Here is a 22,030-nt window from a genome sequence, read left to right as displayed (position 1 = left end):
GTAGGAGAGTGTTGATGCCGTGGAAAAATCAAAGCGGAGGCCCGTGGGGCTCCGGTCCGAAAGGACCATGGGGATCCGGCCCGCAACCGGCGGGGGGGCCGAAGCCGCCGGATCTCGAGGATCTGCTGCGCCGCGCTCAGGAGCGTCTCCGGCAACTGTTGCCGGGTGGACATCTGAGCACCATGGGTATCGCGCTGATCCTGATTGGCGCGATTGTAATCTGGGGCATGTCCGGCTTCTTCCGGGTGCAGTCGGAAGAACTCGGCGTGGTGCTGCGGTTCGGCAAGCACGTGCGGACCGTGCAGCCAGGCCTCAACTATCATCTGCCGTATCCGATCGAGACCGTGTTGCTGCCGAAGGCGCTGCGCGTCTCGACCCTCAATATCGGTATGACGCTGGTGCAGGATCCGGCGCGGCACACCAGCACCATGCGCGACGTGCCGGAGGAAAGCCTGATGCTGACCGGCGACGAAAACATCGTCGACGTCGATTTCACCGTGTTGTGGCGGATCAAGCCGGGCGGGGTCGGCGACTTCCTGTTCAACATCCAGAATCCGGAAGGTACCGTCAAAGCCGTGGCCGAAAGCGCGATGCGCGAGTGGGTCGGACGTTCGGATATTCAACCGATTTTGACGTCCGAGCGAACCAAAATTGAAACCTCGGTGCAGGATCTGATGCAGAAGACGCTGGACCAGTATGGCGCCGGCATTCTGATTCAGCAGGTGCAAATGCAGAAAGTCGACCCACCGGCTCAGGTCATCGATTCATTCCGCGACGTGCAGGCGGCGCGCGCCGACCTCGAGCGGCTGCAGAACGAAGCCCAGACTTATGCCAACCGCGTCATTCCCGATGCGCGCGGAAAGGCGTCGCAGATTGTGCAGAATGCCGAAGGCTACAAGGCACAGGCCGTCGCCGAAGCCAAGGGCCAGAGTTCGCGGTTCCTGCAGGTTTATGAGGCCTACAAGGTGGCGCCTGACGTGACGCGCGAGCGCATCTACCTTGAGACCATGGAGCAGGTGCTCGGGGGCGCCGATAAGCTCGTGTATGATCCGGGCTCATCGTCTTCGTCGGGTATCGTGCCTTACCTGCCGCTAAGCGAATTGACATCGCAGCGCGGCACCGCGACCGCGAAGCAGCCGGCCAAGACGAACGGGAGTGCCCGATGAAAGTCGGAGTTATAGGGATTGCGGCGCTGCTGGTTGCGGCGGCCTTGCTGGTGGTGGGATACAGTTCCGTTTTCACGGTGAGCCAGACCGAGCAGGCATTGGTGGTGCGACTTGGCGAACCGGTGCATGTCGTCACCGAGCCGGGATTGCATTTCAAGGCGCCGTTCGTCGATTCCGTGATCGAGATCGACAAACGAATTCTTGACCTCGAGCAGGCGTCGCAGGAAGTCATTGCGTCGGATCAGAAGCGGCTCGTCGTCGATGCGTTCGCGCGCTACCGCATCAAGGATGCGCTGCGGTTCTACCAAAGTGTCGGCACCGTCCAGGCCGCCAATATCCAGTTGACGACGCTGCTCAACGCATCGCTGCGCCGGGTTCTGGGCGAGGTGACGTTCATCCAGGTGGTGCGGGATGAGCGCGAAACGCTGATGGCCCGCATCCGCGACCAGCTCGACAAGGAGGCCAGCGGATACGGCATCTCGGTGGTCGATGTCCGAATTCGGCGCGCCGATTTGCCGGAGCAGAACAGCCAGGCGATCTATCAGCGCATGCAGACTGAGCGGCAACGCGAAGCCGCCGAGTTCCGCGCTCAAGGTGGCCAGAAAGCGCAGGAGATCCGGGCCAAGGCCGATCGCGAAGCGACCGTGATTGTCGCCGATGCCAATTCCTCGTCCGAGCAGATCCGCGGTCAGGGCGACGGCGAGCGCAACCGGCTGTTTGCCGCAGCTTACAATCAGGCCCCGGCATTCTTTGCGTTCTACCGCTCGATGACCGCCTATCAGAAGGGCTTGAAGGGCAGCGACACCCGCTTCCTGCTGAAGCCAGATTCCGATTTCTTCCGCTTCTTCGGACATCCCGGCGGCAGGCCCGCCGCAACCGACGCGCCGAAGCCGTAAACTCGAAACCCTGCGATGCCGGGGGAGACGCCGTTCGATGGGTTCCATTGCCTTCGCCGATTTCCTGATCGGTCTTGGTATTCTTTTCATGCTCGAAGGCATCCTGTTCGCGGCAGCGCCGAATTGGACGCGGCGGGCCATGAAAAGCGCACTGGCGGCGCCGGAACCTGTTTTGCGGATGGTCGGCATCGGCTCGGCGATCGCCGGGCTGATCCTGATCTGGCTGGTCAGGCGCTAAAGCGTTTTCGAGCGAAGCATGTCCTCGGGCTTGGCCCGAGGATGGATACCGGTTCGCGTGAAGAAAACGCGTCAAAGAAGCGGTTCGGAAACTCGGCACCGGCGATGATATCGTGAAGGCCGCGCCAGCTTTTCGCCGTAATCGAACCCGCAGGTGACCGGCGAACGCCGTTTCCGCTGCTTGCGCAGGTGCGGCGTTCGGGCGCACTGTACGCTTGGCAATATGCTTCTCCAGGAGAGATTTGAAACATGACCGGAGCGATCCCCGCGTTGAGCTTTCGCCGGCGTTCCCTGCTGGCCGCGCTTTGCCTCGGCGCCGCATGCACCCTGATATCTGCGCCGGCCCTCGCCCGCGGTCCCGACGGCATCGCCGACGTCGCGGAAAAGGTGATCGACGCGGTGGTCAATATCTCGACGACCCAGACGGTCGAAGCCAAAGGCGGCAGCGAGGGGCACCGCGTCATTCCGCAGCTTCCGCCGGGATCGCCGTTCGAGGAGTTTTTCGACGACTTCTTCAAAAACCGCCGCAGCGGCAAGGATGGCGGTCTGCTACCGCACAAGACCAACTCGCTCGGCTCCGGGTTCATCATCGATCCCGCCGGAATTGTCGTCACTAACAATCACGTCATCGCCGATTCCGACGAAATCAACGTCATTCTGAACGACGGCACCAAGGTCAAGGCCGAGATTGTCGGCGTCGATAAGAAAACCGATCTTGCGGTGTTGAAGTTCAAGCCGCCGCATCCGCTGACGGCCGTCAAGTTCGGCGATTCCGACAAGCTGCGGCTCGGTGAGTGGGTGGTCGCCATCGGCAATCCGTTCAGCCTTGGCGGCACCGTTACCGCCGGCATCGTCTCGGCCCGTAACCGCGACATCAACAATGGCCCCTATGACAGCTACATCCAGACCGACGCCGCCATCAACCGCGGCAACTCCGGTGGCCCGCTCTTCAATCTCGATGGCGAGGTCGTGGGCGTGAACACGCTGATCATCTCGCCGTCGGGCGGCTCGATCGGCATCGGCTTCGCGGTGCCGTCGAAAACGGTCGCTGGCGTCGTCGATCAATTGCGTCGGTTCGGTGAACTGCGTCGCGGTTGGCTGGGCGTCCGCATCCAGCAGGTCACCGACGAAATCGCCGACAGTCTCAATATCAAACCGGCGCGCGGCGCGCTGGTCGCCGGCGTCGAGGACAAGGGCCCGGCCAAGCCAGCCGGCATCGAGCCCGGCGACGTCGTCATCACCTTCGACGGAAAGGACATCAAGGAGCCGAAAGATCTGTCGCGCGTCGTGGCCGACACGGCCGTCGGCAAGACCGTCAACGTCGTGATCATCCGCAAGGGCAAGCAAGAGACCAAGAAGGTGACGCTGGGACGGCTCGACGACAGCGACAAGGTGACGCCCGTCTCGGTCAAGACCAAACCGGGAGTAGAAGAGAAGCCGGTGACGCAGAAGGCGCTCGGCCTCGATCTCGCGGCGCTCAGCAAGGACCTGCGCGCACGCTACAAGATCAAGGACAGCGTCAAGGGCGTCATCGTCACGGACGTGGAAGCGGATTCCGACGCAGCCGAGAAGCGGCTCAGCGCCGGCGACGTCATCGTCGAGGTGGCGCAGGAAGCCGTGAGCAGCGCCTCCGATATCCGCAAGCGTGTCGATCAGTTGAAGAAGGACGGCAAAAAGGCGGTGTTGCTGATGGTTTCGAACGGCACCGGCGAACTGCGGTTTGTGGCGCTGAGCTTGAAGTAGGGCGCGCCCCTCATGTGTCGCCCTTCCTGAACGCCGCCAACGGGTCCGCGCGAAGCGCGGTCCGATGATCGGCTCCGCGACGATTTGGAATCTAGAGCCTTTTCGCTTCTGATGGAATCAGAAGCGAGGCTCTCTGATTTTGATTTGACGCGTTTTCTTCACGCGAACCGGTATCCATCCTCGGGTCAAGCCCGAGGACATGCTTCGCTCGAAAACGCTCCAGCAATATGTGAGACCGTCGTTGAATGCTGGACTTCGGAGCCCTATGCGCTCACGAATTCGTCGCGCCGATATCCTTGCGCATAAAGCAAGGCGGTGAGGTCGCCATAATCGATGCGCGCGGCTGCCGCGGCGGCAACCGCCGGCTTGGCGTGGTAGGCGACGCCGAGGCCCGCCTGCTGGATCATACCGAGGTCGTTGGCGCCGTCGCCGACCACCAGCGTATCCAGATTGTCGAGATCGAAGGCCTCGCGCAGTTCGATCAGCGTCGCAAGTTTTGTCTCGCGGCCGACGATCGGTTCGGCGGCCTTGCCTGATAATTTTCCGTCTTCGACCAATAGCGTGTTGCCGCGATTTTCCTGAAAGCCGATCATGGCGGCCACTGCTTTGGTGAACAGCGTGAAGCCGCCCGAGATCAGGCAGGTGTAGGCGCCGTTGGCGCGCATGGTCATCACCAGCTCACGGCCGCCCGGCGTCGGCGTGATGCGTTTCGCCAGCACCTCGTCGACAACGGTGACGGGAAGTCCCCTCAGCAACGCCACGCGCTCGCGCAGCGCGGCCTCAAATTGCATTTCGCCGCGCATGGCGCGCTCGGTGATCGCGGCAACATGCGCCTTCAGGCCGGCAAAATCGGCGAGTTCGTCGATGCACTCCTGGCCGATCATCGTGGAGTCCATGTCGGCCAGAAACAGCTTCTTGCGGCGATCAAGCTGCGGCTGGACCACCACGTCGATCGGCAGATCGCCGCGCGCGTCGCGCAGACGTTTCATGATGGCCGGAATAGGCTCGTCGCTTTCGAAGGGAATGTCGGCCGCGACCTCGTCCCACAGCCAGTGCGCCGGGCCCGCATTGCCAAGAATTGCGCGCGCCCCGTCCAGCGCCGTGCTATCGAGCGCGGGATTGGCCGGATTGCAGATCAGCGTGGCGACGAGCGACATGGGTGGGGCGAACCCTGGCGGGGCAAACGGGCAGGCGACGGATGCCGTGCTTATCGCAGGGCCGACCGCAAGCGGCAAGTCGGCGCTGGCGCTTTCGCTCGCCGAACGGACCGGCGGCATCGTCATCAACACCGATTCGATGCAGGTCTATCGCGACCTCCGCATCATCACCGCGCGTCCGACGCCGGCAGAGGAGGCGCGCGTACCGCACCGGCTCTATGGGCATGTCGATGCAGGCGTGAACTGCTCCGCCGGGATGTGGGTGACCGATGCCGCGGCGGCGCTCGAAGAAGCGCGCACGCAAAACCGCTTGCCGATCTTCACTGGTGGCTCCGGCCTCTATTTCAAGGCGTTGACGCGTGGGCTGTCGGCAGTGCCGCCGATCCCGTCCCAAGTGCGCGACGACGTGCGCGCGCGGCTCGATCGCGACGGAGCCGAGGCGCTTCACGTTATTCTCGCGCAGCGCGATTCGGCTGCGGCGCAACGTCTGAACCCGCGCGACCGCACCCGCGTCGCCCGCGCGCTCGAAGTCGTCGAGGCGACCGGGCGCTCGCTGACCGACTGGCATCGCGATGGTCTGCCGCCGTTGTTACCGCCGGACAAGGTGAGAGCGATCTTCCTCGCGCCGGAGCGTGGGGCGCTGTATGCGCGGATCGACGCCCGCTTCAGTGCGATGCTCGCGGCGGGCGCGTTGGAGGAGGTGAGGGCGCTGGCCGAACGCCACCTCGATCCATTGCTGCCGGCGATGAAGGCGCATGGCGTGCCGGCGTTGGTCCGGCATTTGCGCGGCGAGTTGTCCTTGGAGCAGGCAGCCGACATCGGCCGCGCCGACACCCGCCATTACGCCAAGCGGCAGTTCACATGGTTCCGCCACCAGTTGCCGGAGTTCGCGTGGACGACGCCGGAGGAGGCGGAAACATGGGTTGTCGGAGCGGCGCCCGGGTTATGAGCCTTCATTGCGAGGAAAGCGACAGCGACGAAGCTTTTGCGCAGCTTCTGGATTGCTTCGCTCAGCGCAAAATTGGCGACAGTCAATTTTGTCGCGAGTTCGCAATGACGGCTGAGTTTTTTCCCCTCGCCAAACGCCCGGAGCCGGCATACTTGCATCGAAATACGGTTGACGGCGGCGAATCCGGCCTCTATAACCGCGCAACCTTTGGGAAGTCTGACGATAAAATGCGCAACTTTGTTACCAAGCTCGTACTTGTTATCGTCGTACCCTGGAGCACCGCCCGGGACGGCTGAGGCTGTCCCAATCCAAGGCGGTGTGCCGGGGCCCTTCAGAGGCCCTTTTTTATTTCTGCGACGCCGGCGATCACGACCAGAAGCCCGCGTCAATCAGGAGCCGACCATGAGCGAAAGCAAACGCCAAGATCCCCATCAGATGACCGGTGCGGCCATGATCGTCCGTGCCCTCGTTGATCACGGCGTCGAACACATTTTCGGCTATCCGGGTGGCGCGGTGCTACCGATCTACGACGAGATTTTCCAGCAGAGCGAGATCGAGCACATCCTGGTCCGGCACGAGCAGGGCGCGGGTCACGCGGCCGAAGGCTATGCCCGCTCCACCGGAAAACCGGGCGTGGTGCTGGTGACCTCGGGGCCTGGCGCCACCAACATGGTGACGCCGCTGACCGATGCGCTGATGGACTCGATCCCGCTGGTCTGCATCACCGGACAGGTGCCCACGCACCTGATCGGAAACGACGCGTTCCAGGAATGCGACACCGTCGGCATCACCCGGCCCAGCACCAAGCACAACTGGCTGGTGCGCGACGTCAACGATCTCGCCAGGGTGTTGCACGAGGCATTCTATGTCGCAACCACTGGCCGGCCCGGTCCTGTTGTCGTCGATGTGCCCAAGGACGTGCAGTTTGCGACCGGCATCTATACGCCGCCGCGTAAATCCGACGTCCACGTTTCATACAAGCCGCAAACCAAGGGTGACCCCGGACAGATCCGCAAGGCCGTCGCGCTGCTGGCGAATGCCAAGCGGCCCGTGATTTATACTGGTGGCGGAATCATCAACTCCGGCCGCGATGCGTCGAAGACGCTGCGCGCGCTGGTCGAAGCCACCGGCTTTCCGGTCACATCGACCCTGATGGGGCTCGGCGCCTACCCGGCCTCAGGCAAGAACTGGCTCGGTATGCTCGGCATGCACGGCACCTATGAGGCCAACATGGCGATGCATGATTGCGACGTCATGCTGTGCATCGGTGCGCGCTTCGACGACCGCATCACCGGGCGCACCGATGCGTTTTCGCCGGGGTCGAAGAAGATTCACATCGATATCGATCCCTCGTCGATCAACAAGAACATCCGCGTCGACGTGCCGATCATCGGCGATGCCGGCAGTGTGATGACCGACCTGCTGGAGGCCTTCAAAAAGGAAAGCAAGAAGCCCAGGATCGATCCGTGGTGGTTCGAGATCGGACGCTGGCGCGCGCGCAACTCTCTCGCCTACAAGAAGAACAACGACGTGATCCTGCCGCAGTTCGCGATCCAGCGCCTGTTCGAGGCGACGCGCGGGCACGACACCTACATCACCACCGAAGTCGGCCAGCATCAGATGTGGGCGGCGCAATTCTTCGGATTCGAGGAGCCGCACCGCTTGATGACCTCAGGCGGTCTCGGCACCATGGGCTACGGCCTGCCCGCTGCGCTGGGGGTGCAGGTCGCCCATCGCGACAGCCTCGTCATCGACATCGCGGGCGATGCCTCGGTGCAGATGACGATGCAGGAGATGTCGACGGCCGTTCAGCACGGGCTTCCGATCAAGATCTTCATCCTCAACAACCAGTACATGGGCATGGTGCGGCAGTGGCAGCAGTTGCTGCATGGCAACCGGCTGTCGCATTCGTATTCTGAAGCGCTGCCGGATTTCGTCAAGCTCGCCGATGCCTTCGGCTGCGTCGGTCTGCAAGCGACGAAGCCGTCCGATCTCGACGGTGCGATCACGGAGATGATCTCGGTGAACAAGCCGGTACTGTTTGACTGCCGGGTCGCGGCGCTTGAAAACTGTTTCCCGATGATTCCGTCCGGCAAGGCGCACAACGAAATGCTGTTGCCGGCGGAAGCCAATGATGATGCGACCGCCGCCGCCTTCGCCGGCGGCAAGGCGCTGGTGTGAGATGTCGATGAAGGACGCAGCCCGATCCGGCAATACGGCGTCGTCGTCCGGCTTGACCGGACGATCCAGTACGCTGTCACAGTCACAGTTGGCCTTGAACGTCGGCGAGGACTGGATGCCCGCCTTCGCGGGCATGACCATTTAGGAAATCGCAATGACCCAGCCCGCTTCCGCCTACTTTCTCGAAGACCGCCACGATCCGAACGAGACGCACACGCTGTCGGTGCTGGTCGCCAACGAGCCGGGCGTGCTGGCGCGGGTGATCGGGCTGTTCTCAGGCCGCGGCTACAACATCGAAAGCCTCACGGTGTCGGAGACCGAAAGCCAGAAGCACGTCTCGCGCATCACCATCGTCACTACCGGCACCCCGATGGTGATCCAGCAGATCAAGCATCAGCTCGACCGCATGGTCCCGGTCTACCAGGTTGTGGACATGACGCTGACCGGAAAATCCATCGAGCGCGAACTGGCCATGGTCAAGGTCAAGGGTTCGGGCGACCAGCGCATCGAGGCGATGCGGCTTGCGGAGGTATTCCGTGCCCGCGTTGTCGATGCCACCAACGCAAGCTTCGTGTTCGAGATCACGGGCAGCACGTCGAAGATCAATCAGTTTGTCGACCTGATGCGGCCGATCGGTCTGGTCGAGGTGTCGCGAACCGGCGTCGCGGCGATCGGGCGCGGACCGGAGGGAATGTAGGGCCATGTCGGCGCGCGACCGTTCAAACGTCGCCGGGCTTGTCTCCCGGCAGGCATCGCCCTAAAAACCGGGCGCAATTCTTCCGGGCCGCGTGCTCGCGCCATCCGCAAATGTTGATCTGGCCGTTATGGCCGCAAATGAGGAATGACCATGCGTGTTTATTACGATCGTGACGCCGACCTGAACCTCATCAAGAGCAAGAAGGTGGTCATCGTCGGTTATGGCAGCCAGGGCCATGCCCATGCGCTGAACCTGAAGGACTCCGGCGTCAAGGAGATTGCGATCGCGCTGCGCAAGGGTTCCACCTCCGCCAAGAAAGCCGAAGCTGCCGGCTTCAAGGTGATGGAAGTTGCCGAGGCTGCGAAGTGGGGCGATGTTGTAATGATGCTGACGCCAGACGAATTGCAGGGCGACATCTACCGCGAACATCTGCACGACAACATGAAGAAGGGTGCGGCGCTGATCTTTGCGCACGGCCTCAACGTGCATTTCAATCTGCTGGATCCGCGCGCCGATCTCGACGTGCTGATGATCGCGCCGAAGGGCCCCGGCCATACCGTGCGTTCGGAATATCAGCGCGGCGGCGGCGTACCCTGCCTGATTGCGGTTGCCAAGGATTCGTCGGGCAACGCCCATGATCTTGGCCTCAGCTATGCTTCAGCGGTCGGCGGTGGCCGCGCCGGCATCATCGAGACCACCTTCAGGGAAGAGTGCGAGACCGACCTGTTCGGCGAGCAGGTGGTGCTCTGCGGCGGACTCGTCGAGCTTATCAAGAACGGCTACGAGACGCTGGTGGAAGCCGGCTACGCGCCCGAGATGGCCTACTTCGAGTGTCTGCACGAGGTGAAACTGATCGTCGACCTGATCTATGAAGGCGGCATTGCCAACATGAACTATTCGATTTCCAACACCGCCGAATACGGCGAATACGTCACCGGCCCGCGCATCGTGACCGAGGAGACCAAGAAGGAGATGAAGCGCGTGCTCAACGACATTCAGTCCGGCAAGTTCGCCCGCGACTGGATGCTCGAGAACAAGGTCAACCAGACCTCGTTCAAGGCGACCCGCGCCAGGCTTGCGGCGCATCCGATCGAGCAGGTCGGCGCAAAGCTCCGTGATATGATGCCGTGGATCAAGAAGGGTGCGCTGGTCGACAAGACGAAAAACTAAGGGTTCTTGAACCACACCTTTCGTGCGAGATCGCGCAGGCGCGATCTCGATGATCAAGAAGGGCGCACTGGTCGACAAGAAAGAACTGATCCGCCAGCTTGCGGGTGGTGCTTACTTCCCTCTCCTACAAGGGGGAGAGGGAAGTAAAGCGGCGCCGCGCGAGCGCGACCGCCGGTCTCACTTCTTCCCGACCTTGTCCCACAACCAGCGCGCGACCGCTGTGGGCGAACTGTCCGCGCCATTTCCGCTGGCGCGCAGGTTGGCCTCGCGCATGAGGCCGATGTCGATTTTTCCAAGCAGAGGCTGGAGTGCGGCGCGCAACTTCGCGTCATTGGCGCGCCGGGGCGCCAGCAGCACGATCGCATCATAGGGCGGAATGGCGTGGCGGGGATCGTCGAGCACGGTCAGACCGTACTTGGCGATCAGGCCGTCGCTGGTGTAGCCCGCGATCACGTCGACCTCGCCGGAGGCGACGGCGGCGTACATGAAGTTCGACTGCATCTGCCGCCGCTCGCGAAACGACAATCCGTAAGCCTTCTTCAGGGCCGCCCATTCCGGCCGGGCAAAGAATTCGTAGTCGCCGGCAATCGACATCGTGCCCGCGCGGGCGGCGAGGTCGGCGATCGAATGGATGTTCAGTGCATCGGCGCGCGCCTTGGGCATCACCAGCGCGTAGGCATTCTCGAAGCCGAGTTCGCCGAGCAGGGTGACGTTTTGCCGCGCCAGCATCGCCTTGATCTCGGCGAGCAATTCGTCGCGTGGCTTGATGCCGGTCTGGTGGAACTGATTGGCCCACAGCGTGCCGGAATAATCGACATAGACGTCGATGTCGCCGCTTGTCAGCGCATCGAAGATCACGTTGGAGCCGAGGCCCGCGCGCGTGGTGGCGGAGAGACCGGCGGCCCGCAGCCGTTGCGAGATCAGCGCCGCCAGCACGTACTGTTCCGTGAAGGTCTTGGCGCCGACGATGTAAGCAGATTTGGCTCGGGTGAGCGAGGGAGCCAGCGTGGCCGCGATCAGGACCGCGATGCCGACAAGTCCGGCGGCCACGCGGACGCGACTGCGTACCCGCAGACCGGATTCGATCAGCGCCAGCAACTGATCCACAACCAGCGCCAGGACCGCCGCCGCGATGCAGCCGAACAGCACGAACACCCAGTTCTGGGTTTGCAGCCCGGCGAAGATGTAGTTGCCGAGGCTGGTCTGACCGATCGGCGTGGATAGCGTCGCGGTGCCGATCACCCAGACCGCCGCGGTGCGGATTCCCGCCATGATCACCGGCAGCGCCAGCGGCAGCTCGACCATGACAAGGGATTGTCGCGCCGTCATGCCGACGCCTTGCGCCGCTTCGGTCAATGCAGGATCGATAGCCTGCAGGCCGGTGATGGTGTTGCGCAGCACCGGCAGCATCGAATACAGCGCGAGCGCCAGCACCGCCGGCAAAAATCCGAATGCGGAGAAACTGACACCGAACCATGTCAGCGTTAACGCCGCCAGCGCCAGCAGCAGCGGATAGAACAGCGCCAGCAGCGCCAGTCCCGGCACGGTCTGTACGATGCTGGCGAGACCCAGCAGCACGGAGCGCATCACCGGCTTGGTGCGTACGATCAGGGCGAGTGGAAAGCTGGTCGCGAGCCCCAGCCCCAGCGCGGCGACGCTGACGCGGACGTGATTGCCGAGATAATCGGGCAGGTGGCCGAGCGCTTCGCTCCAGAGCGGATCGGAGAGCAGACTCATAACGTGCTGCTCTGCGATAGCACCGCTCGAAGTCGTTCGGCCTGGCGGCGCGGCGTGCCCAGCAGATCGCCGACATAAGGATCGTCGCTACGGGACAATTCCGCCGGCATACCCCACGCCAGCAGGCGGCCTTCGCGCATGACGGCAACGCGATCTGCAAGCAGCAGCGCCTCCGTCATGTCGTGGGTAATCATCACGGTGGTGAGGCCGAGTCTGGCGTGCAGCGCGCGATAGTCGTTGCCGAGGGCGTCGCGCGTCATCGGATCGAGCGCGCCGAACGGCTCGTCCATCAGGACGATGTGCGGCTTCGCGGCGAGCGCTCGCGCCACGCCGACGCGCTGGCGCTGGCCGCCGGACAATTCGTGCGGGAAGCGGTCGTGGTGCTGCGCGTGGTCGAGTTGCACCAGATCGAGCAGTTCGTCGACTCGCGCGGCGATTTCGGATTTTGGCGTCCCGAGCAGGCGCGGCGTGATGCCGATGTTGCCGGCGATGCTCATGTGCGGAAACAGGCCGCCGCTCTGGAACACATAGCCGATGCGGCGGCGCAGCCCGATCGGATCGACGCCGGCGATATCCTCTCCCGCAACGGTGATGGTGCCGGCGTCGGGATCGGTCAGCCGGTTGGCGAGCCGCAGCAGCGTCGTCTTGCCGGAGCCGGAGCCGCCGACGACGGCGAGAAATTCGCCCGCGGCGATATCGAGCGAGACATCGTCCACGGCTCTGACGCGACCGCCGTCGAAACTTTTGGCGACATGCGAAAACGCAATCAGCGGCGAGGTTTCGCTCATGCCTTGCGGGTTATCACATGGTCGCCGTCGCACCAAGTCCGGTCCGGCGAGCCTGCCGGTAATGCAAGTTTCGCGTCGTTGCAGGCGCGCCGGCCCACGGTCTTGCACACCGCACGCTGACGGGATTAAAACGCGGCGTCGGCTGTCTGTTTCGAGCCGATGCATCGTTTCTTGGACGAAGGCGCTCGACAATGTCGCAGTCTGGCTGGAAATCACCCGAACGCCGCGCGCCGCCGCGCAGATCACTCGTTCGTCGAACATGCCGGTAGGTCCTGCGGGAGTGCGAAATAGCGCAACGTGACGATGCCCGCGATTCATCGCGTCAGCCGGCTGGGTCTCACGGTGCGGCCGTGGCGCTGGGTCTTCGCCGACGAGCGGCGTAGCGAGATCGGCGTTCATTTCGCGGCGCTGCGCGTCAAAACGCCGGCGCTGTGGAACGGGCGCATCCTGCTCGGCCGCAATCCGGTGTTCGAGCGCGACTGCTTTCGTGCGGACTATTTCGAGACCGACTTCGCAAGCTTCCTCGCCTGGCGGGACTGGGGCTTTCCCGACAAAAGCGTGTTCAACGGCTTTGGCATGGGCGCGCTGCGCGGCAATGACGGTGCATTCGTGCTGGGTGAGATGGGTGCAAACACCGCGAATGCCGGGCGCATCTATTTTCCGTCCGGCACGCCAGATCTCAGCGATGTCAGAGATGGCGCGCTGGACATCGCGGGCAGCATCCTTCGCGAAGTCGAGGAGGAAACCGGCCTCGATCCTTCCGCCTATCGTGCCGATCCGTTCTGGTATTGCGTCGACGCCGGGCCACTGATCGCGGTGATTCAGCTTTTAGACGCAGATATGCCGGGCGAAGCGCTGCGCGGGCGGATCGCACGCACGCTGGCGGGACAGCGCTCGCCGGAACTGGGCGCGATTCATCTGGTGCGCGGGCCGAAGGATTTTACGCCGGCAATGCCGGTCTTTGTGACGGCGTTTATCGATCATGTGGCGTCGATGGCGGTTTGACGTCGCGCGCCACACGGTCCGTCATATAGGATGCGACCGCAACCGGAGTATCGTGTCCCATGAGCAAATCGTCGAAGTCCGTTGCCGTTGATCCCAAGGTCTTTGTCGAGCCGTTTCGTGTCGACGGCACGAAGCCGTTTCATCTCATCTCGTACAAGACTGCGGAACGCGGCGGCATCGACAAGGACAGAGGGCAGGAGATCATCAAGGCCAACCGCGACCGCCTCTGCGATTTGCAGGAAAAGCTCTATGCATACGATCGTTGGTCGCTGCTGCTAATTTTCCAGGGCATGGACGCCGCCGGCAAGGACAGCGCCATCAAGAGCGTGTTCGACGGTGTCAACCCGCAGGGCTGCGACGTGCATTCCTTCAAGCAGCCCTCAACGGAGGAACTCGATCACGATTTCATGTGGCGCGCGGCGCGACGGCTTCCCGAACGCGGACGCATCGGCATCTTCAACCGCTCCTACTATGAGGAAGTGCTGGTAGTGCGCGTGCACCCGGAAATTCTGGCGAAGCAGAAGATTCCGCCGAAGCTGGTAACGAAGACCGTCTGGCGCGAACGCTTCGAGGATATTTCGGCGTTTGAGAAATATCTCGCCCGCAACGGCACGGTGGTGCTGAAATTCTTCCTCAATGTCTCGAAGGAGGAGCAGCGCCAGCGCTTTCTCGATCGCCTGGAGGAGCCGGCGAAGAACTGGAAGTTCTCGATGGGCGACGTCGCCGAGCGCAAGCTCTGGGACAGGTATCAGGCGGCGTATCAGGACATGATCCAACACACAGCCTCCTCGAATGCGCCGTGGCATGTGGTGCCGGCCGACCACAAGTGGTTTGCGCGTGTTGTGATCGGGTCGATTATCGTCAATGCGCTGGAGCAGCTCGACTTGCATTTTCCCAAGGTCGACGAGAGCGAACTGAGCGAGTTCAAAAAGGTGCGGGGGGCGCTGGAAAGCGAAGGCAAGAGCGCGGGGCGTGCGAAGAAGGTCGCGGTGAAGAAAACCGCGACAGGGAAGTCGGGGACCGTTCCAGCATTGTCTCCATCCCGCGGAGCGGGAGGGCGGGGGCGGACGACATGAGCGATGGCGGTTCAGACAAGGTGCGCCGTCGCTCCCGGATGGAGTAGGGCAGTCTCGCTGACCATCTTTTGGCATTGCGATATCGGGTCATTCTCGTCTAGAATCGTCCAGGAAGGGTCGGCAACGAACCGTCAACGGTTTTTGTCGAGAATAGCCCTCTAAGGGTCCGGTAATGCTGATTCGCAGCGAAATGACTGGAATTCACGGAAAAGCGGTGTCAGCCGTCGGTTCCGAAGCGATTCCGGCTGCGTTCATGCCCACCCTGCTGATTGGCGGGCTTCTGCTTCTTATCGGCCCCTGAGCGCCGGCTGGGCAGTTGTGCCTGGGCACTCAGGGGGACGCAGGAACACCAGAACCCCTTCGAGCGCCCACACTGCGCATTGACCAGAGGACCTTTCCATGACCTCCGCGAACAAGTCCGACAAGGACCGCGTCGTTATTTTCGACACCACCCTGCGCGACGGCGAGCAATGCCCCGGCGCCACCATGACTTTCGAGGAGAAGCTCGAGGTCGCCGAGATGCTCGACGACATGGGCGTCGATATCATCGAAGCCGGCTTCCCGATCGCTTCGGTCGGCGATTTCGAGGCGGTCGCGGAAATCGCAAAGAGCGCCAGGAACGCGGTGATCGCGGGTCTCGCCCGCGCCATGCCCGGCGATATCGCCCGTGCCGGCGAAGCGGTGCGCCACGCACGGCGGGGCCGCATCCACACCTTCGTTTCCACGTCCCCGATCCATCTGGCGCATCAGATGCGCAAGAGCGAGGCCGAGGTGCTGGAGATCATCACCGCGACGGTGACGCAGGCCCGCAACCTGGTCGAGGATGTCGAATGGTCGGCGATGGATGCGACCCGCACCCCGATCGACTATCTGTGCAAATGCGTGGAGACCGCGATTGCGGCCGGCGCCACCACCGTCAACCTGCCGGACACCGTCGGCTATGCGGTGCCGGACGAGTACCGGCGGATGTTCAAGACCGTTCGCGAGCGGGTGCCGAACGCCGACAAGGCGATCTTCTCGGTGCACTGCCATGATGATCTGGGTCTCGCCGTCGCCAACTCGCTGGCCGGCGTCGAGGGCGGCGCGCGTCAGGTTGAATCCACGATCAACGGCATCGGCGAGCGGGCGGGCAACGCCGCGCTGGAAGAAGTCGTGATGGCAATCAAGACCCGCGGTGATGTCATGCCGTACTGGTGCAACGTCGAGAGTACGATGCTGACCCGCGCCTCCAAGCTGGTGTCGGCGGCGACCTCGTTCCCGGTGCAGTACAACAAGGCGATCGTCGGCCGGAACGCGTTCGCGCACGAGAGCGGCATCCACCAGGACGGTATGCTGAAGAACGCGCAGACCTACGAGATCATGACGCCGGAGAGCGTCGGCGTGAAGCAGACCTCGCTGGTGATGGGCAAGCATTCCGGCCGCCATGCCTTCCAGCACAAGCTGGAGGAACTGGGCTACAAGCTGGCCGAGAATCAGTTGCAGGATGCGTTCGTGCGCTTCAAGGCACTGGCCGACCGCAAGAAGGACATCTACGACGAGGACATCGTTGCGCTGGTCGACGAGGAAATGGCCGCTACGCACGATCGCATCAAGCTGACCTCGCTGACGGTGATCGCGGGGACCCATGGTCCGCAGCGTGCGACCATGAAGCTCACGGTCGACGGCCAGACGAGGATTGAGGAAGCCGAGGGTAACGGTCCGGTGGACGCGGTGTTCAACTGCATCAAGAGGCTGGTGCCGCACGAGGCCAAGCTCGATCTCTATCAGGTTCATGCGGTGACCCACGGCACCGACGCGCAGGCGGAAGTGTCGGTGCGTCTCAGCCAGGATGGCCGCGCGATGACATCGAAGGCCGCCGATCCGGATACGCTGGTGGCGTCGGCCAAGGCCTATCTCGGTGCGCTTAACAAGATCGTGATGAAGCATCAGCGCGACGTGCCTTCGGCTGCCGCCGCGAGTTGATCCCCTCATTGCAAAATGACAAAACGAATCGGACGGCGCCGCGAGGCGCCGTTCGTATTTTGCGATACCGTTCCGGCGCGCGACATATCTCCTGAAATGTTTTCCGTTCGTTTAATTGCATAAGATTACATCTTCGTAAGAGAAGCTACTGTTGCGAAGATGTAATTTGCTTGTCGTGCCGTACGCATCCATCTTCATCGAACCTTGCAAAGGAGGGTTCTAATGAAGAAGGCCATTCTCGCCGGTGTCGCAGCGTTCGCCATCGCAGGCTCGACCGCAGTGTATGCGCATCAGCATCGCTCATGGTCCCACGATCACGTGCAGCTCAGTCCGCAGGACAGGACGGCTCTCGCCGATGCGCGGATTGCGGCGGTTCACGCCGGCCTTACGCTGAAGCCAGACCAAGAGAAGCTGTGGCCGCCGGTGGAGAAGGCGATTCGTGATTTCGCCAAGCTGCGGATCGACCGAGCCAACGCCAAGAAGGAGAGCAAGAGCGAGGCCAAAGATAACGCGCAGAAGCAGGAGCCTGTCGATCAGGTGGCCCGCCTGCGCTCGCGCGCCGATCGCATGGCCGAGAACGCGGCGGCTTTGAAGAAGATCGCCGATGCCGCCGACCCGCTTTACAAGACCCTCGACGATAGCCAGAAGCGGCGTCTGACGGTTCTTATCCGCATGGCCCACGGGTTCGGCGGGATGGGATGGCACCATCACCATCACCGGTTTGACCGCGGCGGCGAGCACAACCATCAGGACGGTGACCGGGGCGGCTCCGGCGGCCGCCATGACGAGCAGAAGCCCGGGCAGCTCTGACAGCACGGACACGAGGTCGCCACGATATGAGGAAGCCGCCGGATTCGGCGGCTTTTTCACGTTTTGCGAAAGTTGCGGTGGAGGCGGGAAAGCGCCGCTGCTTTGCTGGACATCGCGGGTTCGCTTTGGTAAACGACCCCGTCCCGCAAGGGAATTTCGGACAGTTCCGGGCGATTAGCTCAGTTGGTAGAGCAGCTGACTCTTAATCAGCGGGTCGTAGGTTCGAGCCCTACATCGCCCACCACCCAGTTCGCAGGGATCGAACGCGGTGGCACATCCCTCAATTTGTCACGCAAAATGCAAGGTTTCGACGATGCGTCGTGTCTCTGCGCGCGTCTGTGGTCTCAAAAATATCGCCAAAGGGCGCTCCGCCTCTGCATCGAAAAATCCCGTTCCTGGCCGAGCGGCAGAGACCGGTTCGCTGACTGGGTGGGGGCAGCCAGTTCGGCCCCTGCGGGATGGTTTGCCGGCCTTGCGGGCCAGTTCGGCGAAGATTTTATTGAACACGCCGAGCCGGCTCCAGCGCACGAACCGATTGTAGATGGTCTTGTGCGGGCCATACTCGCGCGGCGCATCGCGCCAGCGCAGCCCGTTTCTGATGACGAAGATGATGCCGCTGATCACCGCCGGTCATCGACCCTCGCGATCCCGTGCGATAACGGAAAATACGGTTCGATCCGGCGCATCTGCGCCTCTGACAGCAAAAACAAATCAGCCATGGCGGCGTCCCCCTCAGCCCACCTTCAAGGACAGCCCGCCGCTGACCGAGCGGGTGAATGCTTACGACGAAGTGCACCTAACGCGATGTCCGATTTAAGTCCGGATATGACCAAGGCGGACATGCGCCGATGAAATCGGTCCACACTCTCGGCGCAGGTTCCTTCGTGTTGTCGGCTAACGCGTGCTTTGCGGCATTACCCGCAAGCTGTCGTGGATGAGATTGCACGCTCGGACGGCGGCGGCCGGCAGCGCCTCGAAGAATAGTCGCAACGTTGACACATCATCCAGCATCCGCAGAGCAGGGAAATATGGAAGTTAATCACGAGCTCGATGGATTGGATTTTACCTGAATAGTTCCTGCTCATTTATACGTCCTTTAGCTATGAATCCGCTGGGCGCGCGAACACTGAACATTAGCGATCACTCCGACATTTTTACGCCGCGATTCCTGCATTGTTTGATCTCGTTTTGGGCTGCGTTACTTTCCGCGCTGACTGCGGTTGCGATGCAGTAATGCGATAAATCTTCACGAGGGTTGCTCACGACATTTATTTGATGCGTACAATTTTTCGGAGGAACGGCTCATGAGCTCGGAAATCTTCCGTTTCGTTACGATCCGTCCGCCACAAAAGATCGGACCTGAACGAACACCCGCCGGCATCGATCTGAATGTCCCCGAAAGTAAGTTAGCCGACCAGTTACGCAAGCAGCGCACCGCGGGCGCACGGAAGGGGATGACCGACGTAGCCGCGAAGTTTATCGCCTCGCCCGACTTCATCGGTTCTTCCGGCAAGCTGGACCCCAAGCTGGCGGCTTTCTTCGCGGCACTAACCTCCTTGCCGGATGCTGGCTTTTGGACGGCGGCTCGGGCTGCCCTGGGTCAGACCGTCGGCGTTGAAGCGAAGGCCTTTGTCGACGGTGATGTCTTCGGCAGGGCCTATGCGCAGGTCGCCGACAGCGTTGTTGCCGCCGCTGTCGACAACACAATTGCGATCAGGGTCAGGACACGGCTGTCCGACGCGATCCGTGGATTATGGCTGATCCGTCGGATGGCAGAGGAAACTCCGGTCACGCGTGCCGCTTTCGTCAACGCTGCCTTGGTGATGCCGGCTGGCATATTTCCCTTGCCGGTTGCCGACCCGAGCTTGAAAGATCAAAGGGAAGCGAGGGCCAAGGCTAATCAGGCCGCGTTGGACACGCGCCACAAGCGTATGGCCGATCTTGCCAAGGATCTCGCCGACCAGCGTGCGGCGGCGGATGAATTGCTAGGAACGTTCGAACTGACTGGCGCCGCGCCCGCAGCCAATCCCGTCACCGCTCGCGTTGCGTCCGGCGTCACTTCGGTAGGACCGACCGGGTTCATGCTCCCCGACAGCGCGGCGGAGACCTTGAGCGCAACAACCAAATCGGCGTTAGGGAAGGTGGGCCTCGCCACCAGCGGAATCGACGTGGCCAAAAGCGTGACGGTGCTGGAGAAGCGCTCCACCCAATTGGCCACTCAGCTCTACGCCAACACCGGCGACGCCGGCTTCCTGGTCCGCATCGGGCAGAACTTTTTCCCCCAGAATGCGCTGCTAGGCGGCCTGAATGTGGTCGATCTGGGTCCGATGGTAATCCGTTCGCCCGGCCCCTGCGGGCCCGTCGTTGACACCACGATCCCAGATGACGGTGTGACCGTGCCCGCTGGGCAAGGCGATGCGCGGGTTTTGGGCATCGCCGACCTGATGGTGCTAGAGCAGAGTTTGGCTCGCTACCAGTTGGGTGACATCTCGCACATCGAGAATGTTCTGCGTAGCGAGGTGCGGTCGCGCAAGTTCACCACTAAGGACTCCACCCAGGTCACGCAACTCACCGAGACCGAGACCACCGAAGAGAAGGAGCAAGATCTCTCCACCGATGAGCGGTTTCAGCTGCAGACGGAATCGCAGACCGTCATCACCCAGACTGCCAGCAAGGATGCAGGCTTGACCATCCACGCTTCATACGGGCCGTCGGTGGACGCGACGGCGAATTACAACGCCTCATCCAGCACCTCCTCGCAGCAGTCAAACCAGGCCTCGTCGGACTATGCTCGCGAGATTACCAGTAAGGCAGTGCAGCGGGTGCAGACACGCAATCTGACCAGTCGAACCGTCGTCACGCTGCACGAAGCCATCGAGGTCAACCACCACGCCTTTGACAATAAGCAAGGTGCCGAGGACATTGTTGGAGTCTACCGGTTCGTTGACAAGGTCTACAGTGCCCAGATTATCAACTACGGCAAACGGTTGATGCTTGAGTTCATCGTGCCAGAGCCTGCGGCGTTCATGCGCTATGCGATGACCCACAAGCCGATGGAAGCCGTCACCCTGATTGACCCCGATCCGCCCGGCTATTGCCTGGGCGACGCGGTGACCTTCCAGCGGCTGCAGGCCTCAGACATTACCCGCGACAATTATCTCTACTGGGCAAGCAAGTATGGCGCGCAGGACGTTACTACCCCGCCGCCCAGCGTGATTATCGCCCAGGGTGCGAAAAAGGCACCTGACCAGATGCCAGCTGTTGGCGATCGGTTGCTGGCCTCAGACACTTTCGACGTCGCCATCGCTGACGGCTACCTGACTCAAAGCGCCTACGTGAACATCTACGGGGAGACGCAGGCAGGGAAACACCAGTTGGTCTTCCAGTTGCAAGAGCAGCAGGGCTTCTATATCGAGCCCACCGACGACGATCACCTGTACTATTTGCACCTGCAGCCGACACCGGCATTGACGATCACCATTAACTCCGTAGGCTTTCATAATTGGGAAGTTCTGGTGACTGTGTTTTGCACACTTTCGATGGAGAAATTTCAAGATTGGCAGTTGAAAACGTTCGCCTCAATCATGAATGCCTACAACGATCTGAAGAGTGCCTACGACCAGGCCGTGCGGGAGGCCCGGCTACAGGCCGCGGACACGAGTGGAGTCACCGGCACGAATCCGCTGACCAATTTGATCACCCAAGAGATGGAGCTGAAGAAGGGCTGCATCTCGCTTATGACCGGGCAGCGGTTTGACCTTTTCGACGCGGTCAACCGTAATGTCGCACCCTACGGCTATCCGGAAATCGACTTCACCGAGGCCAAGGCCGAGGGCGCCTACATTGCGACCTTTGAACAGAGCTTTGAGTGGAACAACATGGTCTATCTTTTCTACCCATACTTCTGGGGCAAGAAGGATGACTGGCCGACGCTCGCCCAACTGTCTGATCCTGATCCAGTGTTCCAGCAGTTCCTGCAAGCCGGTGCGGCGCGGGTGCAAGTTCCGGTGCGTCCGGGGTTTGAGGCTGGCGTGCTGACCTACCTTTCTACCGGAGTGCTCTGGAGCGCGGATGGTACTCTGGTCAATAGCGACGACAATGAAGGCGATCCGCAGGTGTTCTCGATCATGGACGAGCTGCGCAGCCAGACCGGCAATAACAATGTTGACGGGGTGGGGACAGTCTCTATCACCCAGAATTCGGCGCAGGTGATCGGCGACGGCACGGTGTTTACCGACGACGATGTGAACCGCCGGCTCATCGTTGGCGGCCTCACTTGCATCATCAAATCAGTAGCCGGCCCTGAGACGATCACGCTCACCGCACCCTATGCCGGCGAGACGGCGCAGAATGTGGGCTATGCCACCGGGGGCAAGCTCGTAGGCCAGCCGTGGGAGGTGAAGGTGCCGACCCAACTCGTCAAGTTGGATAATACCCTGGTTTTCAGCTGATCGCG

19 protein-coding genes, 1 tRNA gene and 1 pseudogene are annotated in these 22,030 nt (G+C 62.0%); 17 read left to right on the top strand and 4 right to left on the bottom strand.

What is annotated here, in order from left to right; genetic code table 11:
* The first annotated feature begins 14 nt into the window (after window positions 1-14).
* From hflK to V4R08_RS07515, 4 genes are all read left to right on the top strand, one after another.
* Entirely contained in the window at window positions 15-1,166 is a 1,152-nt protein-coding gene (gene hflK / locus V4R08_RS07530) for an FtsH protease activity modulator HflK (protein ID WP_335578777.1), read from the top strand.
* Window positions 1,163-2,062, top strand: a complete 900-nt coding sequence (hflC, locus tag V4R08_RS07525) for a protease modulator HflC (protein WP_335578776.1) — start codon at window positions 1,163-1,165, stop codon at window positions 2,060-2,062. The genes hflK and hflC overlap by 4 nt, the downstream gene beginning before the upstream one ends.
* A 37-nt stretch (window positions 2,063-2,099) precedes the next feature.
* Window positions 2,100-2,300 carry a DUF2065 domain-containing protein gene (locus V4R08_RS07520; protein ID WP_335578775.1) on the top strand — a complete coding sequence of 67 codons (201 nt, stop codon included), beginning with the start codon at window positions 2,100-2,102 and terminating at the stop codon, window positions 2,298-2,300.
* Window positions 2,301-2,548: 248 nt separating this feature from the next.
* Window positions 2,549-4,042 (top strand): Do family serine endopeptidase, encoded by a 1,494-nt coding sequence (locus V4R08_RS07515; protein WP_335578774.1) that lies wholly within the window; start codon window positions 2,549-2,551, stop codon window positions 4,040-4,042.
* Between the two features lie 263 nt (window positions 4,043-4,305).
* Here the strand turns inward: V4R08_RS07515 and serB are convergent, their stop codons facing one another.
* Window positions 4,306-5,199 (bottom strand): phosphoserine phosphatase SerB, encoded by an 894-nt coding sequence (gene serB / locus V4R08_RS07510; RefSeq protein WP_335578773.1) that lies wholly within the window; start codon window positions 5,197-5,199, stop codon window positions 4,306-4,308.
* On the opposite strand from serB, the gene miaA reads away from it, so the two are divergent.
* From miaA to ilvC, 6 genes are all read left to right on the top strand, one after another.
* Window positions 5,198-6,148: a tRNA (adenosine(37)-N6)-dimethylallyltransferase MiaA gene (gene miaA, locus V4R08_RS07505; protein ID WP_335580212.1), complete on the top strand. Its 951-nt coding sequence runs from the start codon at window positions 5,198-5,200 to the stop codon at window positions 6,146-6,148. The two genes, serB and miaA, sit on opposite strands and share 2 nt — an antisense overlap.
* Window positions 6,145-6,444 carry a hypothetical protein gene (locus V4R08_RS07500; RefSeq protein ID WP_335578772.1) on the top strand — a complete coding sequence of 100 codons (300 nt, stop codon included), beginning with the start codon at window positions 6,145-6,147 and terminating at the stop codon, window positions 6,442-6,444. Before miaA ends, V4R08_RS07500 begins: the two co-directional genes overlap by 4 nt.
* 106 nt (window positions 6,445-6,550) lie before the next feature.
* Entirely contained in the window at window positions 6,551-8,329 is a 1,779-nt protein-coding gene (locus tag V4R08_RS07495) for an acetolactate synthase 3 large subunit (RefSeq protein WP_335578771.1), read from the top strand.
* Window positions 8,330-8,336: 7 nt separating this feature from the next.
* The gene (locus V4R08_RS07490) at window positions 8,337-8,474 is read left to right on the top strand and encodes a hypothetical protein (RefSeq protein WP_335578770.1); all 138 of its coding nucleotides are present in this window, start codon (window positions 8,337-8,339) and stop codon (window positions 8,472-8,474) included.
* A 9-nt stretch (window positions 8,475-8,483) separates the two neighbouring features.
* Entirely contained in the window at window positions 8,484-9,026 is a 543-nt protein-coding gene (ilvN, locus tag V4R08_RS07485; protein WP_335578769.1) for an acetolactate synthase small subunit, read from the top strand.
* Window positions 9,027-9,176: 150 nt separating this feature from the next.
* Window positions 9,177-10,196 carry a ketol-acid reductoisomerase gene (gene ilvC / locus V4R08_RS07480; RefSeq protein ID WP_335578768.1) on the top strand — a complete coding sequence of 340 codons (1,020 nt, stop codon included), beginning with the start codon at window positions 9,177-9,179 and terminating at the stop codon, window positions 10,194-10,196.
* A gap of 177 nt (window positions 10,197-10,373) precedes the next feature.
* Here ilvC and V4R08_RS07475 read toward each other — a convergent pair whose 3' ends face one another.
* Entirely contained in the window at window positions 10,374-11,933 is a 1,560-nt protein-coding gene (locus V4R08_RS07475; protein ID WP_335578767.1) for an ABC transporter permease/substrate-binding protein, read from the bottom strand.
* Entirely contained in the window at window positions 11,930-12,721 is a 792-nt protein-coding gene (locus V4R08_RS07470) for an ATP-binding cassette domain-containing protein (protein WP_335578766.1), read from the bottom strand. Before V4R08_RS07470 ends, V4R08_RS07475 begins: the two co-directional genes overlap by 4 nt.
* Before the next feature lie 297 nt (window positions 12,722-13,018).
* Between V4R08_RS07470 and V4R08_RS07465 the strand changes: the two genes are divergently transcribed.
* The 6 genes from V4R08_RS07465 (at window position 13,019) to V4R08_RS07440 (ending at window position 17,818) form a co-directional block, all read left to right on the top strand.
* A complete protein-coding gene (locus V4R08_RS07465) occupies window positions 13,019-13,726 on the top strand; it encodes an NUDIX hydrolase (RefSeq protein ID WP_335578765.1) in 708 nt (235 codons plus the stop codon).
* 59 nt (window positions 13,727-13,785) lie between these two features.
* Window positions 13,786-14,802, top strand: coding sequence for a polyphosphate kinase 2 family protein (locus tag V4R08_RS07460; RefSeq protein ID WP_335578764.1), 1,017 nt, complete (start codon window positions 13,786-13,788; stop codon window positions 14,800-14,802).
* A gap of 172 nt (window positions 14,803-14,974) precedes the next feature.
* Entirely contained in the window at window positions 14,975-15,103 is a 129-nt protein-coding gene (locus V4R08_RS07455; protein ID WP_335578763.1) for a hypothetical protein, read from the top strand.
* A gap of 98 nt (window positions 15,104-15,201) precedes the next feature.
* On the top strand, window positions 15,202-16,764 hold the full coding sequence (locus V4R08_RS07450; RefSeq protein WP_335578762.1) for a 2-isopropylmalate synthase: 1,563 nt from the start codon (window positions 15,202-15,204) through the stop codon (window positions 16,762-16,764).
* A gap of 222 nt (window positions 16,765-16,986) precedes the next feature.
* Window positions 16,987-17,574, top strand: a complete 588-nt coding sequence (locus tag V4R08_RS07445; protein ID WP_335578761.1) for a Spy/CpxP family protein refolding chaperone — start codon at window positions 16,987-16,989, stop codon at window positions 17,572-17,574.
* Between the two features lie 168 nt (window positions 17,575-17,742).
* Window positions 17,743-17,818 (top strand) — tRNA-Lys (locus tag V4R08_RS07440).
* Window positions 17,819-18,036: 218 nt separating this feature from the next.
* Here V4R08_RS07440 and V4R08_RS07435 read toward each other — a convergent pair.
* Window positions 18,037-18,293, bottom strand: a pseudogene (locus tag V4R08_RS07435) (transposase); the annotation flags it as partial.
* A gap of 585 nt (window positions 18,294-18,878) precedes the next feature.
* Here V4R08_RS07435 and V4R08_RS07430 point away from each other — a divergent pair.
* On the top strand, window positions 18,879-22,025 hold the full coding sequence (locus tag V4R08_RS07430) for a hypothetical protein (RefSeq protein WP_335578760.1): 3,147 nt from the start codon (window positions 18,879-18,881) through the stop codon (window positions 22,023-22,025).
* Window positions 22,026-22,030 lie beyond the last annotated feature (5 nt).

Source organism: Nitrobacter sp. NHB1 (assembly GCF_036964665.1).
In the GTDB taxonomy this organism is placed as follows: Bacteria; Pseudomonadota; Alphaproteobacteria; order Rhizobiales; family Xanthobacteraceae; genus Nitrobacter.
This window is presented reverse-complemented; position numbering and strand designations above follow the sequence as displayed.